This window comes from Microbacterium sp. NPDC064978 (assembly GCF_044543605.1).
Classification (GTDB): Bacteria; Actinomycetota; Actinomycetes; order Actinomycetales; family Microbacteriaceae; genus Microbacterium; species Microbacterium meiriae.
This window is the reverse complement of record NZ_JBITWF010000002.1, coordinates 362,928-377,714: the sequence shown is the minus strand read 5'-3', so window position 1 is coordinate 377,714 and position 14,787 is coordinate 362,928. Positions and strand designations below refer to the sequence as shown.

General features: G+C 68.1%; 16 protein-coding genes. 5 read left to right on the top strand and 11 right to left on the bottom strand.

Features of this window, described 5'->3' with window-relative positions:
* Positions 1-22: 22 nt before the first annotated feature.
* Entirely contained in the window at positions 23-334 is a 312-nt protein-coding gene (locus tag ACIGJI_RS08720; protein WP_363445349.1) for a hypothetical protein, read from the bottom strand.
* A gap of 7 nt (positions 335-341) precedes the next feature.
* On the opposite strand from ACIGJI_RS08720, the gene ACIGJI_RS08715 reads away from it, so the two are divergent.
* Entirely contained in the window at positions 342-932 is a 591-nt protein-coding gene (locus ACIGJI_RS08715) for a GrpB family protein (RefSeq protein ID WP_363445344.1), read from the top strand.
* A 21-nt stretch (positions 933-953) separates the two neighbouring features.
* Here ACIGJI_RS08715 and ACIGJI_RS08710 read toward each other — a convergent pair whose 3' ends face one another.
* From ACIGJI_RS08710 to ACIGJI_RS08700, 3 genes are all read right to left on the bottom strand, one after another.
* Positions 954-2,300, bottom strand: a complete 1,347-nt coding sequence (locus tag ACIGJI_RS08710) for an MFS transporter (protein WP_363445041.1) — start codon at positions 2,298-2,300, stop codon at positions 954-956.
* A 924-nt stretch (positions 2,301-3,224) separates the two neighbouring features.
* Positions 3,225-4,214, bottom strand: a complete 990-nt coding sequence (locus tag ACIGJI_RS08705) for a SagB/ThcOx family dehydrogenase (RefSeq protein WP_363445039.1) — start codon at positions 4,212-4,214, stop codon at positions 3,225-3,227.
* 53 nt (positions 4,215-4,267) lie between these two features.
* Positions 4,268-5,398 (bottom strand): radical SAM/SPASM domain-containing protein, encoded by a 1,131-nt coding sequence (locus ACIGJI_RS08700; protein WP_363445342.1) that lies wholly within the window; start codon positions 5,396-5,398, stop codon positions 4,268-4,270.
* 777 nt (positions 5,399-6,175) lie between these two features.
* Between ACIGJI_RS08700 and ACIGJI_RS08695 the strand changes: the two genes are divergently transcribed.
* The 3 genes from ACIGJI_RS08695 to ACIGJI_RS08685 all read left to right on the top strand — a co-directional run bounded on the left by ACIGJI_RS08695 (position 6,176) and on the right by ACIGJI_RS08685 (position 9,007).
* Positions 6,176-6,580, top strand: a complete 405-nt coding sequence (locus tag ACIGJI_RS08695) for a metalloregulator ArsR/SmtB family transcription factor (protein WP_363445037.1) — start codon at positions 6,176-6,178, stop codon at positions 6,578-6,580.
* A gap of 1 nt (position 6,581) precedes the next feature.
* On the top strand, positions 6,582-7,559 hold the full coding sequence (locus tag ACIGJI_RS08690) for an SRPBCC family protein (protein WP_363445035.1): 978 nt from the start codon (positions 6,582-6,584) through the stop codon (positions 7,557-7,559).
* Between the two features lie 95 nt (positions 7,560-7,654).
* Positions 7,655-9,007, top strand: a complete 1,353-nt coding sequence (locus ACIGJI_RS08685) for an FAD-dependent oxidoreductase (RefSeq protein ID WP_363445033.1) — start codon at positions 7,655-7,657, stop codon at positions 9,005-9,007.
* Here the strand turns inward: ACIGJI_RS08685 and ACIGJI_RS08680 are convergent.
* The 7 genes from ACIGJI_RS08680 to ACIGJI_RS08650 all read right to left on the bottom strand — a co-directional run bounded on the left by ACIGJI_RS08680 (position 8,998) and on the right by ACIGJI_RS08650 (position 13,125).
* Positions 8,998-9,696 carry a Pr6Pr family membrane protein gene (locus ACIGJI_RS08680; RefSeq protein WP_363445032.1) on the bottom strand — a complete coding sequence of 233 codons (699 nt, stop codon included), beginning with the start codon at positions 9,694-9,696 and terminating at the stop codon, positions 8,998-9,000. The genes ACIGJI_RS08685 and ACIGJI_RS08680 overlap by 10 nt on opposite strands.
* A 139-nt stretch (positions 9,697-9,835) precedes the next feature.
* Positions 9,836-10,222, bottom strand: a complete 387-nt coding sequence (locus ACIGJI_RS08675; protein WP_363445030.1) for a hypothetical protein — start codon at positions 10,220-10,222, stop codon at positions 9,836-9,838.
* A gap of 28 nt (positions 10,223-10,250) precedes the next feature.
* Positions 10,251-11,030 (bottom strand): ribonuclease H, encoded by a 780-nt coding sequence (locus ACIGJI_RS08670; protein ID WP_363445028.1) that lies wholly within the window; start codon positions 11,028-11,030, stop codon positions 10,251-10,253.
* 102 nt (positions 11,031-11,132) lie between these two features.
* Positions 11,133-11,354 (bottom strand): hypothetical protein, encoded by a 222-nt coding sequence (locus ACIGJI_RS08665; protein WP_363445026.1) that lies wholly within the window; start codon positions 11,352-11,354, stop codon positions 11,133-11,135.
* Between the two features lie 104 nt (positions 11,355-11,458).
* Positions 11,459-11,770 (bottom strand): protealysin inhibitor emfourin, encoded by a 312-nt coding sequence (locus ACIGJI_RS08660; RefSeq protein WP_363445024.1) that lies wholly within the window; start codon positions 11,768-11,770, stop codon positions 11,459-11,461.
* Positions 11,745-12,815 carry a M4 family metallopeptidase gene (locus ACIGJI_RS08655; RefSeq protein WP_363445022.1) on the bottom strand — a complete coding sequence of 357 codons (1,071 nt, stop codon included), beginning with the start codon at positions 12,813-12,815 and terminating at the stop codon, positions 11,745-11,747. Before ACIGJI_RS08655 ends, ACIGJI_RS08660 begins: the two co-directional genes overlap by 26 nt.
* 94 nt (positions 12,816-12,909) lie before the next feature.
* Positions 12,910-13,125, bottom strand: coding sequence for a hypothetical protein (locus ACIGJI_RS08650; RefSeq protein ID WP_187663017.1), 216 nt, complete (start codon positions 13,123-13,125; stop codon positions 12,910-12,912).
* A gap of 93 nt (positions 13,126-13,218) precedes the next feature.
* On the opposite strand from ACIGJI_RS08650, the gene ACIGJI_RS08645 reads away from it, so the two are divergent.
* A complete protein-coding gene (locus tag ACIGJI_RS08645) occupies positions 13,219-14,736 on the top strand; it encodes an SDR family NAD(P)-dependent oxidoreductase (RefSeq protein ID WP_187663018.1) in 1,518 nt (505 codons plus the stop codon).
* Positions 14,737-14,787: the final 51 nt, after the last annotated feature.

Here is a 14,787-nt window from a genome sequence, read left to right as displayed (position 1 = left end):
ACGGTCCGTCCTTCCCTCCAGCCTACGCCCGGAATACCGGTGTGGATTCATGTGAATGGAAATGCTCGGCCGCCTGCGTGACGGCGTGGTCGTGCGCCGTCTGCGTGCGGTGCGGCCGGATGCGGTCGTGACGGGTCTCGGGCCCGTCGATGCGGTCACCGTGGCGCACGCCTCCGCGACGGCGCATCTCGTGCTCGGCATCGGCGAAGTGTCCGCCGGCGCGTGGTGCGACGCGGTTCTCACGGAGGGCGACGAGGACGGCCTGTCCCGCTTCCTCGCCCGAGCGGCGGAGGTCGAGGAGCGCCGGGGGGGCTCGACGACTCCCTCCGGACACGCCGCCGATCCTCGAGTCCTGGTCGCCGCGCTGGGCGGTGGATGCGGCCCGCCTCGGCGCTCGGATCGCCGCGGCATTCGACGGTGTCCCGGTGCGCGTCGATCACATCGGCTCGACGGCCGTGCCCGGGCTGCGCGCCAAGCCGATCATCGACCTCCAGGTGGGGGTGCGCGACCTCGCGGACGCGGATGCCGCGGAGCAGCGCCTCGGGGACGCCGGCTTCGTGAACGTGCAGCGCATCGTGCCGGACGCGCCGGGCGTCTCCCGGGACAACGCGCGGACGGGCGGCGATCCGGACGAGTGGTCGAAACGCCTGTTCGCGAGCGTGGACGCCAGGGCCCGGGCGATCGTGCACGTGCGACGCGTCGGGGCGTCGAACGGGCGATACGCCCTCCTGTTCCGAGACTGGCTGCGGGCGGACCCGGAGGCGCGCGACGAGTACGCGGCGCTCAAGACCGCTCTGGCCTCCGCGCACCGGGGCGACCGTGACTTCGACGGCTACGCGCGGGCGAAGGACCACTGGTTCGACCGGGCGCAGGGGGAGATGGAGGCCTGGGCGCGGGCGACCGGGTGGGTGCCGGGCGGCCGTGCGGCGTGAGTGCCGCGGAGAGATCCGAGCTCATGACGCAGGGCGAGGCTGCTCCTCGGCTGCGGGATCGCTGTGCTCCGGTGCCGCGTCGTCCGAGTCCTCGGGGTCATCGACATCCTCGCACGGCTGAAGGCCGCGCATGAGCGTGGCACCCAGGCACAGCAGGACGAGAGCGACCACCCCGGCACCGACCAGGGCAAGCCGGGGGCCGGCCATCGCCACGATGATGCCGGCGGAGAGGAAGACAAGGATCTGGATGACGTTCTCGGCCATCTCGTCGAGCCCGCCGATTCGCCCCAGGTGTTCGTCCTCGACGCTCGTCTGAAAGAGCGAGGTGACGGCGACGTTGTAGGGCGCGTTGACGAGCGCGCTGATACCCACGCCGACGAGGAGGACTCCGATGTTGGGTGCCATGCCCATCACGAACTGCGCGACCACGAAGAAGGCGAGGCAGACAAGGAACAATGGTTTGACCTTCACCCACTTCACGAAGATCCCCACGAGCAAAGCAGCGACGACCGCAATCAGTCCGTTCCACGACAGCACGATTCCCAGGGTCTCGACGGGGAGGCCGAGTTCGTCGTCGAGCAGGAAGATGAGACCGAAGGAGTTGACGCCCGCAGTGAACGTCACGCCGTAGGAAGCGACCAGCATGCCGAGCGCGAGTCGGTTGCGCGCCAGGATGCCGACAGCTTCGGGAATGCCGCGGATCGAGTCGGTGGCTTCCCCCAGGCCGGTGCGGATGCTGACGCGGAGAGGCGTCTTCTCTCCACTCGTGGGCTCGGGGCGGATCAGGACCTGCAGGAGCGCGGCCGAGATGAGGAAAGACACCGCGTCCAGGAGGAAGGCGACCGACGGGCCGTAGGCGGCGAAGGCAAGCGCCGCCAACGCCGGACCGACGGAGGCGAGGGCCCAGCTCACCGCCTGGATGATGCTGTTCGCGCGGGGGATCATCCCGCGCCGAACCAGGCGGGGCACGAAGACGAACGCCGACGAGGCGAAGAAGACGCTCGCCGTCGCTGCGCTGAAGACGAGCACATAGGCGAGCGCGCCTGGAGCAACCAACCATGCGACGACAGCGAGCGCCACGCTGAGAGCGCCGCGGATGAGCATGGTGGCAATGAACGTCTTCCGAAGGTCGAAGCGATCGGCGATCGCTCCGGCGATCGGAGCGAAGAGCATCCCGGGGATGACTCCTGCCAACAGGAGAAGGACGCGGGTGAGCTCCTTGTCCGGAGTCTCCTCGTAGAACCAGAGATTCAACGACATGACCCGGAAGGCGTCGCCGAGGTTCGACACGGCGATCGTGCTCAGGAACACGAAGAAGGTTCCGGGGAGGCCGAAGAACGACCTTCCGGGGTGCCGCACTGTGTTCATGCTCTGCCTTCCTTAATACGTGGCAAGGAGGCTTGGACCATGTCCCGAAGTGCCTCCCCCCTTGCTAGATCCCTCGCCGGCTTTCTTACACGTTGGGAAGATACTTCTGTCGGCTCGGCCACGCTTACACTCGCGAGCGCTGCCAGGATCGCGTCCACGGTAGCAGGGAACGAAAAAGCTTCTCGATGGAGCTGGGCATTCGAGGCCAGAAGAGCCAGGCGACAATCGTCCACTTCTTCGCCTCTCCGAATTCGTGCGATCTCAAACTGAGACCGAGCGATTATGTAGGTACGCAGATGGTGCGGCTCGGGGACGCCGGGCAGCGCAGGCATGCACGAACTCGTGTGGGCGAGTATCTCAATTGGTTCCGATATGCCACTAATCGTCGCTCTTGGCCACCGTTCGACGAACGACCGAGCGAAGTTGGCGAGGTGGTTCCAATCTCTGTTTTGGATGAGGAAGGCGCTGTATATGGAAGAATGAGCGGCGAGCAGCTGGAAGCGAGCACGAGCCGCGGCGGACATCGCAGTCTGTTCAAACGTAGCCGGCAGATAACATCGGCCACCCGGAACATAGGCACCTCTGTCGGCCAAATCGGAGAAGGCCCGAAGGGTCGGAGCCAACCCATCTGGCTCGTAGACGAGTTGCAGACGGGCGACATTTATCTGCGAATCCACGATCAGATTCCAGCGTTCGTTGTTGGATGCAGCTCCTGAGGATGCGGCCAACACTAAGTCCTCCGCCAGCGAAAGCAAGTACTCGCCAGGGTGATGACGTGCCAGCGCCAGGAGTGCTCGGTTAGCCCACCGAACGTGTTCCCTCGTCGAGGCTTCTCGGGGAGGGTGCTCGTCGATGCATCCCAGCAGCGTTGGACGCGGTCGCGGCCGATCGCCAAGCCATTCCTTCAGCGTGTCGGGCAGATAGTCAGCCACGACCCGGCCTCCGGTTGAAGCACGTAAGAAACGTCGGAATCTCGTCAGATGTGAGTCCCAATTGTGAACGGATATCGTCGGCTGAAAGCGCACCCGTGAGCCGTTGCGCTAGCCCCAGTGCCGTTGCCACCATAAGCATGACCTGAACCGCGTGTCCCGTGTGCTGCCAGACATGTCGGTACGCATGCGGGGAACGATACTTCCACGCGAGCCTCTCCGTCGCGCTGACGGTCAACACTGCGAAGTCGGCATAATCCGGCGCATGCTGTTGACCGGACGCGGCGTCCCAGAGGCCCCGCGAGGGCGCGGTTCCTATCTGGCGCAATGTGTGCTGCTCGTCGTCGTACCAGTAGGTTGCTGAGGGGATGCCAGGCACGTCGAAGACAAGGACGTATGCATCGATATCGTGGCGAGCGCCTGCGCTTGGATATGCCTTGAGGTGAGATACACCGAAGAATTTCGCGTCGGTAAGGGATCGTGAGCGAAATGTCTCGCCCAGCACTGTTGCCACATCTCCTACGGTTGTCGGATTCGTCGAAGGCTGTAGTTGGGTGCTTCGCCTTTCCCGCAAGACGGCTTTCAGTGATGCGTCGAGAGGCTTCTCTTCGCTCGCGGGGAGCCGGACGAAGGGGCGCCCTCGGTGGCGCTCTGTGGTCCTGTGTGGTTGCGGCCGCTGCGAGAGACTATTCTTGAGCGCATCGACCTCGACGTGATCCGCGGCGAAGCGAGTTCGTTCTCCTTCCCAATGTGCGAACCAGGCGGCCTCGCCCCAAGCGTCCCATGGTGGGGGCGTTCCAGCGCTCTGCCCATGCACCAGCATCCCCCGCAGAATGAGCTCGTCGATCAACCGATGCGCATCTCTTGGTTCCAGCTCGGACCATTCCACCAGCGCGTCGATCTCTACCGGCTCCACTGCGAAAGTGAGAATCCGAGCTGCTGCCGGATCGACGGCCAGGCCAGCACTCAGCTCGGGGCCGTCCACCAGCAGACGGGTGCCGTAAAAACGCAATCGTAGGCCGTTGCGGCGTTGGACTCTCACTCGACGGCAGCCGACCGTGTCACGAAAGGCTCTACAGGGGCAAACCCCGCCCGCTCCGCGGCGAGCGTCAGCCGCTGACGAAAGTTGGCCCGCATTGAAGGGCAAGCAACTTCCCCCTCTTCCCAGCGTTTTGGGCATCCGCCCCCGCACACGGGGAACAGCGAGCAAGTCTTGCATGGAAACGGTCGATGCTCGACCGAGGTTGCCCAATCGTCAAACCGACCCCGAGGGCGCCGTGCGGTGGCAGCGAGTGAGGCAGCAGTCGTCAGCATCGTGGCTCCGATGTCCCGAGGGACAAGGGGCTGCTCAGTGCAGGAGTACATTCGACCGTATTGATCGATAACTTCACTTCCGACGTGTGTCGCTACGCACGTTGTTGATGCGATTTTACCCGGCAGCAAGCGGTGGTTCAGCCCGAGTTCTGCCATGCGCCGGAACCAGGTGACCTCAAGAGCTGAGACATCCGATCTGTCTGCGCTCAACTCGGAAACGTCGTTACCCCAACTGTGTATCGGAGATAGCTGGAAAACGAAGCGATCGTCAGTGAATCCTCGTCGCGACATCTCCGTGAGGTACTCATCGAGATGGCTGAGATTGTGCCGATCGACATTCGTGCGTAGCACGAAAATGACGTCGCTGAAGGCTGGTGATTCGGCTGCGTACTTTAAGGTTTCGAGGATCGAGTCAAAAGACCCCATGCCGCTCTTGAGCGGTCGGTGCTTGTTGTGAACCTCCCGGGGACCGTCTATCGTGATGTCAAATCGAGTCACCCTTGCGACTTTCACGAGTTCCGTGAGTTTTCTTGGTGAAAGCAGGGCGCCATTGGTTGTGATTTTAGAGCTGTAGTCCCGATCGAACGCTTTCGCTTCGGCGATGAATTGTCGCGCCATGTCAATAGCTTCGGTGTATGCCATGAGCGGCTCCGCACCGAACCATGCGATATGGACGTTGCGTGTCGTGGGCTGGCGGATCGCCTCGAGTACTCGCGCTGTCATTGATTGTCGGTGGTTTTCCGACAGCCTGCCTTTGGTGTGCTCCTGTCCACAGTAGGTGCAAGACATGTTGCAGTAAGACGTAGGGAGTAGTACGAACTCTCTAGTTGAAGCGTCACCCTCTGCCTCCCCCATTTCGTTCCTAACTCTGGCAGTCTCCTGCTGCGAGTCGGTGACGAGTATCCGACGTTCGAGCAACGCGTCGACGGCACCGGGAGAAAGCAGGTCAGTCGGGTCACGTCTGTTCGCTAACTCATTGGCCAACTCGACGGGAAGCATCGCAACTGTGGGTGTCGTCGATGCATAAACCACGACGTACGACGTTCCATCTCGAGATCGAACGATCTGATCGCTGAACTCTAAGAAAGGGGAGACAACGGGCATAATCACCTCAACTCTGGAGCGGCGTAGAGGACGGCGAACGCCGCCGCCCTCTACGTGCACTACTCGCTAGCAGACATTGACCTTGTTCTGAGCGAGGTCAACGAAGTCGTCCGCTTCGACAGCATCGAACAGCAGGTTCTCGGTCGAAATGCTCTGGACGGTTGATGTTGACTGATCCATTTCCGCTCCTTCGGTTGAATGGTGTTGGTTTGAGGATGCTAGCCAGAAGGAACGGGGATGTCTGTCCCCCTTTTGTGGGACAACGGGTGCCGCGCCTGAAGGGAGTGGCTGTGTTCGCGATGGGCCCTGCGCGAGGACTTGGCCTGCCCGTCCGTGGGCCGACGGGTCCAGTTCCCTTGAGCCTTGTGAGAGAAGAACTGCCGGTTGCCCGATCGAACCCGATGGAAGCGCCGCGATGCTCGCTCCGGGCTCGTCAGGCGTCATTGGTGCGACGTGAACGCGACACCGGAGCGCGAGACCCGACGAGGCTCTTGACACGCTCGCGACGCGGGTCTAACGTACAACCAAATGGTTGCACAAGCGGAGTTGAGCGAAGCGGAGGTCGACCGTGTGTTCCACGCACTGGCGACGTCGACCCGGCGGGACATCCTGCGCCGGACGATCGAGCGGGAGCAGTCCGTCTCGACCCTCGCCTCCGAGTACGAGATGTCGTTCGCCGCGGTCCAGAAGCATGTGGCCGTGCTCGAGGCGGCGAACCTCATCGTCAAGCGCGCCGAGGGACGCGAGCGGCTCGTCCGCGCGAACCCCGAGATGATCGCCCGCGCCAGGGCGCTCCTCGCCCGATACGAAGAGCTGTGGCGGTCGCGCATCGCCCGGCTCGACGATCTCCTGGCCGAGCCGTCCCCGCCCGCGGGGAAGCCGGCCCCCACCGACCCCACCAGCAGTCAACGCACCGAATCGCAAGGAGACTGACATGCCTGTCACGGACATCATCACGGATGCCGAGAACCTCACCATGACCGTCGTCGCCGACCTCGCCGCGCCCGTCGAGCGCGTCTGGGCCGCCTACACCGACCCGCAGCAGCTCGAGCGGTTCTGGGGTCCTCCCGGCTGGCCGGCCACCTTCACGCAGTGGGACCACACCGTCGGAGGCCGAGCCGTCTACACGATGAACGGTCCCCGCGGGGAGAAGGCCTCCGGCACGTGGGAGTTCCTGGAGATCGACGCGCCGCGCAGCTTCACGGCGCTCGACTCGTTCGCCGACGAGGACGGCACGCCGGACGCGAACCTCCCCTCCATGCGCATGACCTTCACGTTCGAGCCGACGGCCGAGGGCACGCGCATGGTCAACACGAGCCACTTCACGTCCGCCGAGGCGCTCGAGCAGGTCGTCGCGATGGGCGCCGTGGAGGGCACCCGGATGGCCATGGCCCAGCTCGACGCCGTGCTGCAGGACCTCCGCGACTACGCGCAGGGCAAGGGCACGCGGGTGGAGCTGCTGGACGACACGCACGTGCGCATCACCCGCCTCGTCGAGGGTCCGCGCGAGCTGGTGTGGCGCGCCCACTTCGAGCCCGAGCTCATCCGGCAGTGGATGCTCGGCCCGGACGGGTGGGAGATGACCGAGTGCGTGTCGGCGACCGAGGTCGGCCAGTCGTACCGGAACTCCTGGGCGCCCGTGGGCGACACGGAGGGTGAGCCGTTCGGCTTCGAGGGGGAAGCGCTGCTGATCGACGCCCCGAAGCGTGCCGTCACCACCGAGCGGATGCAGGGCATGCCCACCGAGACGCTCAACGACCTCAACCTCTATGAGGAGGACGGCGCGACCCTCGTCACGGTGCTCATCGAGTACCCCGACATGGAGACGCGGGACATGATCCTCGCCACCGGCATGGCCGACGGCATGGAGGCCTCGTTCGCGCGACTGGAGCGGGAGCTGCTGTCCGTCTGACACCCCGGCACTCGCGCCGGAACAGGCGGTTCTCGCGGAGAGCCGCCTGTTCCGGCGCTTCTGCCTGTGCGAAAGCGGGATAAAGTGGCGGCACGATGAGGATCACGCGCCGTACCCTGCTCCTCGGCGCCGGTGCCGGTGCCGTCTCGGTGCTTCTCGCCTCCTGCACCCCGGAGCCGGAACCGACGCCGACCCCCACTCGCACGCGCGAACCGGAGCCGCCGCCCGGTGTCCCCGCTCCGAGCGGCAGTATCCGCAGCACCTGGACCACCGACCCGTTCGCCCGGGGCGCCGCGAGCTTCACTCCCGTGGGGGTGCTCGCCGCGACCCGCACGGCGCTCGCGCAGCCCGTCGACGACCGGCTCTTCTTCGCGGGCGAGGCGACCGACGACCAGGCGCCGGGTACCGTCCGCGGCGCCCTGCGGTCGGGCCGCCGTGCCGCTCGGGAGCTCACCGTCGCTGCGGAGGACGGCGAGCGGGTGGCCGTGATCGGCGCCGGGATCGCCGGGGCGACCGCCGCCGCGCAGCTCGCGGAGGACGGCCTGCAGGTGACGGTGTTCGAAGCGCGCGACCGCGTCGGCGGTCGGATCCTCTCCCGCACGGGCGACGACTGGCCGGTTCCGGTGCAGCTCGGCGCGTGGCTGTTCGGCGATGCCGACGCGGAGCTTCTCGATGCGATCGACGAGGGGGACATGGAGCTCGTCGACCTCGAGGGGGCGCGGTGGCGCTCCGCCGAGGGCGACGTCGACCCCGTGGATCCGCAGCCGGTGGAGGCCGCGGTGACCACGGCACAGTCTGCCCCGCAGGACTCCTCGGTGGCGGACGCCCTGGTGGCGGCCGGCATCGACCCGGAGGATCCCGCGACCGCCGCCCTCCTCGCGCTCCTCGCCGCACGCACGGGCGCCGACGCCGCCGACCTGTCGAGCTGGTTCGCCCCGCCGCTCCCCGACGCAGCGCTGCAGGGCGTCGGCGACGATCTGACCCCGTTCATCGAGAGCACCTTGGACGGGGTGAAGGTCGGGCTGAGCTCCCCGGTCACCCGTCTCGCCTGGGACGACACCGGCGTGAGCGTGCGCCTCGGCACCGGCGAGGCCCTCTCCTTCGACCGGGTGCTGCTGACGGTGCCGCTCGGGGTGCTGCAGGAGCAGGGCATCGAGTTCGATCCGCCGCTGCCGTTCGACAACCGCGGCGCCGTGTCCGCGCTCGGCATGGGTGCGATCGAGACGGTCTGGCTGCGGTGGGACGAGCCGTTCTGGGACGGTGACGAGGCGATCTGGCACGCGGTCGGCGAGGACATCGCGATCCCCACGTGGATCAACCTCCGCCCCTCGACCGGCGAGAACGTGCTCGTCGGGATCGTGGGCGGTGCGGCCGCGCGGGACTTCGCGGAGCTCGGGGACGCCGAGGCCGTCGAGGCGGCGCTCGGGTCGCTGGCGCTCTACGCCTGAACCGTCTCACGTGCGGCCTCGGCCGGGGCGCTGTCCTCGGGCGGCGGCTCCGTACGAGCGCGGTCCCACGGGTCCGGCAGGCGGCTGATGAGCACGAGCGCGGTCGCCACGGCGGCGAAGACGGCCAGCGCGATCGCGCAGGAGACCGTGAACTCGACGGGACCGCTCACCTGCCGCGGGTCGAGGAAGTAGTACGGGTACCAGCCGATCAGCGGTCCGCGGATGAGTGTCGCGACGCCCCACAGAACCGGGTACGCCAGGGTCACCGGGATCACCCGCCACGGCACCGCCCGATGCCCGGGGGCCAGGGCCCAGGCCGCGACGGTCACCGCGGGCAGCCAGAAGTGCAGCACCTGATCCGACCACGGCACGTCGATGCGGATCCCCCGGACTCCGGCCTGCCAGACCAGGATCGCGAACACGAGTCCGGCGGTGATGGTCCAGGTGAGCACGAGCGCGAGCGCCACGGTGAGCCACCGCGGATCGCGGGCTCTCCGCAGCGCGAGGACTCCGGCGATGGTCAGGAGGACGACGAAGGCGATGTTCGACTGATTGGTCAGATACGCGAAGAAGTTCTGGCTCGCGATGGTGTTCGACGCGAGTCCCCACGCGAAGCGGTGGATCAGCGCGATGAGGCAGACGGCGGCGGCGGTGAGCCGGAGCAGGCCGAAGACGGTGCGCTTGTTCACCGTCGCCTCGTCCTTTCCGCCATCCGCCGAGTCTACGGAGCCGACCCGGGGTGACGCCGCATCAGGCCCCCGCGCGGGTTCAGGCGCGGGTGAGTGTGGGGGCCGGTTCTCGCGGGAACGTTTGTTCTCGCGGGGTCGGTCAGCGCCGCGGGGCGCGCGTGGAGCACAGAGCCAGCGCGATGAGGGCCGGCTGGAAGAACAGACGCACGAAGCGCTTCATATCGGTGTCGAGGCCGAAGCCGTCGCGATGATGCATCCACTGGGCCACGTTGCCGGGGAACACCGCGGCGAAGAAGAGAGCGGCGACGGTGCCGACCGAGCGACGGCGGCGACGGGCGAGAAGGAGAGCGGAGCCGAGTGCGACCTCGGCGACGCCGGACGCGAGCACCGTGGTGTCCGGATCGAGCGGCAGCGATTCCGGCACCTGCGCCTGGAACTCCCCTCGGGCGAACGTGAGGTGGGAGACGCCGGCGAACACGAGCGAGGCGCCGAGGAAGATCCGGCCGATGGTGCGGGGAGTCGACATGGTGCGAGTGTACGCCCCGCGCTCTCCGTCAGATCAGGCGGCGGAGCGCTTCTTCCAGGGTGATGCCCTGCGCTTCGGCGCGGTCCCTGAGGCGGGCGTGCTCGTCGGGGGACAGCGGGACCTGGAGCACGATGGGGTCGTCCTGGGCGAGGTCGAGTCCGTCGAGGAGGTCGGAGGTCTCGGCCCACAGCGGCTGGGCGAAGTCCGCCTCCGCGACGGGCGCCGGGGTGCGGGACGGGGCCGCGGAAGTGGGCGACGGTGCAGTGGCTGCAGTGGCTGCAGTGGCTGCAGTGGCTGCAGCGGCGACCGGGGCGGAGGCCGCGACGGCGGCTCCGGCGTCGGTCGCGCGGGTGAACCCGGGGCCTCGCCGCGGCTCCTGCTTCTGCTGATAGGCCTTGGCGGCGGCGTTCGCGCGCTTGTCGGCGGCCTCGTTCAGGGGGTGACCGGCGTGGCCCTTGACCCAGGAGAACTCGACGTCGCGACCGCGCATGGCCTCGTCGATCCCCTCGAGGAGGTCACGGTTCAGCACGGGCCCGCCGTCGGACTTCCGCCAGCCGCGACGCTTCCAGCCGGGCATCCACTTCGTCACGGAGTCGATCACGTAGCGGCTGTCGCACTCGATGAGCAGCTTCTCGTCGGTGCCGGCCGTCGCCTGGAGCAGCTCGAGGACGGCGCGGAGCTCGCCCTGGTTGTTCGTGCCGTGCGGGGAGCCGCCGGCGGCCCAGTTCGCGTCGTCGATGTACCAGGCCCAGCCGTTCGGGCCGGGGTTGCCCAGGGCGGAGCCGTCTGCGGCGGCGGTGATGGTCATCCGTCCACCGTATCGCTGGCCGCGGACGGACTTTCGCGCCGAGGTCGCACGGAATCCCCGGGAGCCTGCGACGGGAGTGGGAGAGTGCGACGCCGTGCGGGGTCAGTCCTCGGGGTCGGCGTTCTCGGTGCTCTCGGCCTCGGGAGCGGGCGGGGCGACCGGGAACACGATGGAGCTCACCGAGGACGGGGTGTCGAGGCCGAGGGCCAGCGGGTCGACCGTCGGCGCGGCATCGAGCGTGTCTGCGGCCGAGGTCTCGAGAGGTTCAGAGGGGAGTCCCCACTGCTTCTCTTCTTCCTCGGGTCGCTGCTGGAAGAGTCCCATGCGTCCATTGTGACCCCCGGTCGGCCCGAGGTCGCCGTTTCCCACCGAGGTCGCAGGGATCCGGCGGGCTCGTGCGACGGGAGTGCGAATCTGCGACCGCGGGCTCACGCGTCGCGAGCGGCCTCCCGCACGGCATCGACGAGGGCGCGCCACGGACCGTCCACGGCGGAGTCGGGCAGCTCCCGCTCCCGGCGCTCGGACGGGGTGCGGGTGCGGATGCTCCACACGAACCGGTCGGCCCCCGGCTCCGTGTCGACGTCGTCGTCCCAGGGGCAGCTGTCGATGAGGCCGATCCACTCCTCGGCGTCCGGCGGCTCGGCCTCCACGCGCCACTGGCGACGGATGCCGGCGAGCCCTCCCGAGCGCACGACGGCGATGACGACGGGGGCGTCAGGCGGCGTCGGGTCCTCGGTCATCCTCATAGACTCCCACGGTCGTCCAGGCACGTCGAGCCGCGGCGACCGTCTCCTGATCGACCGTGGCCGCTGCGGCGACCGTGGCGTCGGCGAAGTCCGTGAAGTTCGCGGTGCTCGACAGGCCGCCGGTGAGCGCCCGGTACCAGACCGTGCCGGCGCGCTCCCAGGCGTTGCCGCCGAGGTCGAGGGCGAAGAGGGCGAAGGCGCGGTTCGGGATGCCGGAGTTGATGTGCACGCCTCCGTTGTCTTCGGTCGTGCGCACGAACCCGCTCATGTGGTCGGGTTGCGGGTCTTTCCCGAGTTCATCGTCGTCGTAGGCCGTGCCCGGCGCGATCATGGAGCGCAGAGCCGACCCCTCCACGGCGTCGGTGAAGATCTCCGCCCCGATGAGCCAGCTCGCCCGGTCGGCGGACTGCCCCAGCGCGTACTGCTCGGTGAGGGCGCCGAACACGTCGGCGACGGACTCGTTCAGTGCGCCCGGCTGGCCCTGATACTCCAGGTTCGCCGTGTGCTGCACGACGCCGTGGGCGAGCTCATGCCCGATCACGGTGAGCGAGCCGGTGAAGTGCTGGAACACCTCGCCGTCGCCGTCGCCGAACACCATGCGCTCGCCGTCCCAGAACGCGTTGTCGTAGTCGACGCCGTAATGGACGGTCGCGTCGAGGGGAGCGCCGGCGTCGTCGAGCGAGTTGCGGCCGAACGCGGAGAGCAGCATCTCGAACGTCGCGCCCAGGCCGTCGAACGCCTCGTTGACGGCGGTGTCGGCGACCGGCTCGTCGTCTTCCGTGCGGACCACGGCCCCCGGGAGCTGCTGCGTGTTGCCGGCGTCGCTGATCGTGCGGTTCGGCGCATCGGAGAGCTGCGCGACGAGGTCGCCGTTCTCGTCGATGGAGAGGTCGATGTGGGCGCGGAAGGGCGGGCGCCCGGCGGTGAGCGTCTGCCGGGCGGCGGCCGCGGCCTTGGGGAAGCGACCCGACTCGGCCAGGCGCGCGAGCAGGTAGGAGGGGACGACGCCGGGGTGCGGGAAGGATTCTGCGCTGCTCATGCGTCGACCCTACGCCGGGGATCGGACAGAGCAGGAGACCCGCTGCCGTTCCTCGAGGACGGCGGGAGCCATGGCAGCGGTGGCCGTGCGAGTGCTAGTCGCCGGATTCGCCAGGGGAGGCGCCGGGTCGGCGACGTGCCCCGACGATGAGCAGCACGATTCCCAGCACCGCCAGCAGGATGTTCACGCCGAGGTACACGGCGCCGTCGGCGCCGCCCGCCCGGACGACCGAGAAGGATGCGACCGTCCCGATGACGGCGAGAGCGAGGCACACGAAAGCGACGATCCTCAGCGTGCCGGCCTTCCTCATCTCATCCCTTCCGTCCGGACCCAGCGTAGCCGCGCGGCGCCCGGCACCCCACACGGCAGGAGACCCCCAGGACTGTCGCGTAAAATCGGCCTAATGACCGACGCGCCCGACGCCACTCCCGACCTGGGCCCCGGCATCGACCCCGACGACCTCGCCACCACGCTGCGCGTCCTCGCCGAGCTGCACACGATCGACAACGAGCACCCCGACTTCGTGGCCGTGCGCCACGCGACCGCGGCGATGTTCAAGGCGGTCAAGCGCGTGCGGCGCAAGGAGATCCGGGACGCGATCGCCGAGGCGGACAAGGCCGTCGTCGCTCGCACCGCCACCGGCGCTCCCGACCGCATCGACGACGAGACGCGCGGCAACGATCTCGCCACGAGCGTGGTGGACGCGCCCATCGCCGGCGAGCTCCTCAAACCCCGCAACTGCTACATCTGCAAGCAGCCGTACACGCTCGTCGACGCGTTCTACCACCAGCTCTGCCCTGACTGCGCGCGCTTCAGTCACGGCAAGCGCACCGCCCGCACGGACCTCACCGGCAAGCGCGCTCTGCTCACCGGCGGCCGCGCGAAGATCGGCATGCACATCGCGCTGCGCCTCCTCCGCGACGGCGCGCACACCACGATCACCACCCGGTTCCCGCGCGACGCGGTGCGCCGGTTCTCGGCCCTGCCGGATGCGGGCGACTGGCTGCACCGGCTGCGCGTGGTCGGCATCGACCTCCGCGACCCGGCCCAGGTGATCGGGCTCGCCGACTCGGTCGCCGCGCAGGGGCCCCTCGACATCCTCATCAACAACGCCGCCCAGACGGTCCGCCGCTCGCCGGGAGCCTATTCGCTGCTCGCCGACGCGGAGCTCCAGCCGCTGCCGGACGGGCCGCTGCCGGAGATGGAGACCTTCGGGCACACCGTCGACCCGCACCCGCAGGCGCTGCAGGCCTCGGTCGATTCGCACCCGCTGCTGTCGGTGGCCGCGCTCGGGGGCACGGTCGCAGAGCAGGGGGGACAGGCGCTCACCGCGGAAGACCTCGCACGGCTCGCGATGGCACCGGGCTCGTCCTCGCTGGAGAAGCACGCGGACGGCACGGCGATCGACGCGGGCGGACTCGTGCCGGACGTGAACCGCGTCAACAGCTGGGTGCAGTCCGTGGATCAGGTCGATCCGCTGGAGATGCTCGAGGTGCAGCTCGCCAACACGACCGCGCCGTTCCTGCTCATCAGCCGGCTGCGGGCGTCGATGGCCGCGTCGCCGTCGCGCCGGAAGTACGTCGTGAACGTCTCCGCGATGGAGGGGCAGTTCTCCCGGCGCTACAAGGGTCCAGGCCACCCGCACACGAACATGGCGAAGGCCGCGCTGAACATGCTGACCCGTACGAGCGCGGGGGAGATGCTGGAGACGGACGGCATCCTCATGACCGCCGTCGACACCGGCTGGATCACCGACGAGCGCCCGCACTACACGAAGGTCCGGCTCGCGGAGGAGGGCTTCCACGCCCCGCTCGACCTGGTCGACGGCGCCGCCCGCGTGTACGACCCGATCGTGCGCGGCGAGGCCGGCGAGGACATCCACGGCGTCTTCCTCAAGGACTACGAGCCCAGCCCCTGGTGACGCCCGTTCGACTCCGTTCGAATCGCCTGAATGGTTCTATCCGGAGCCGAA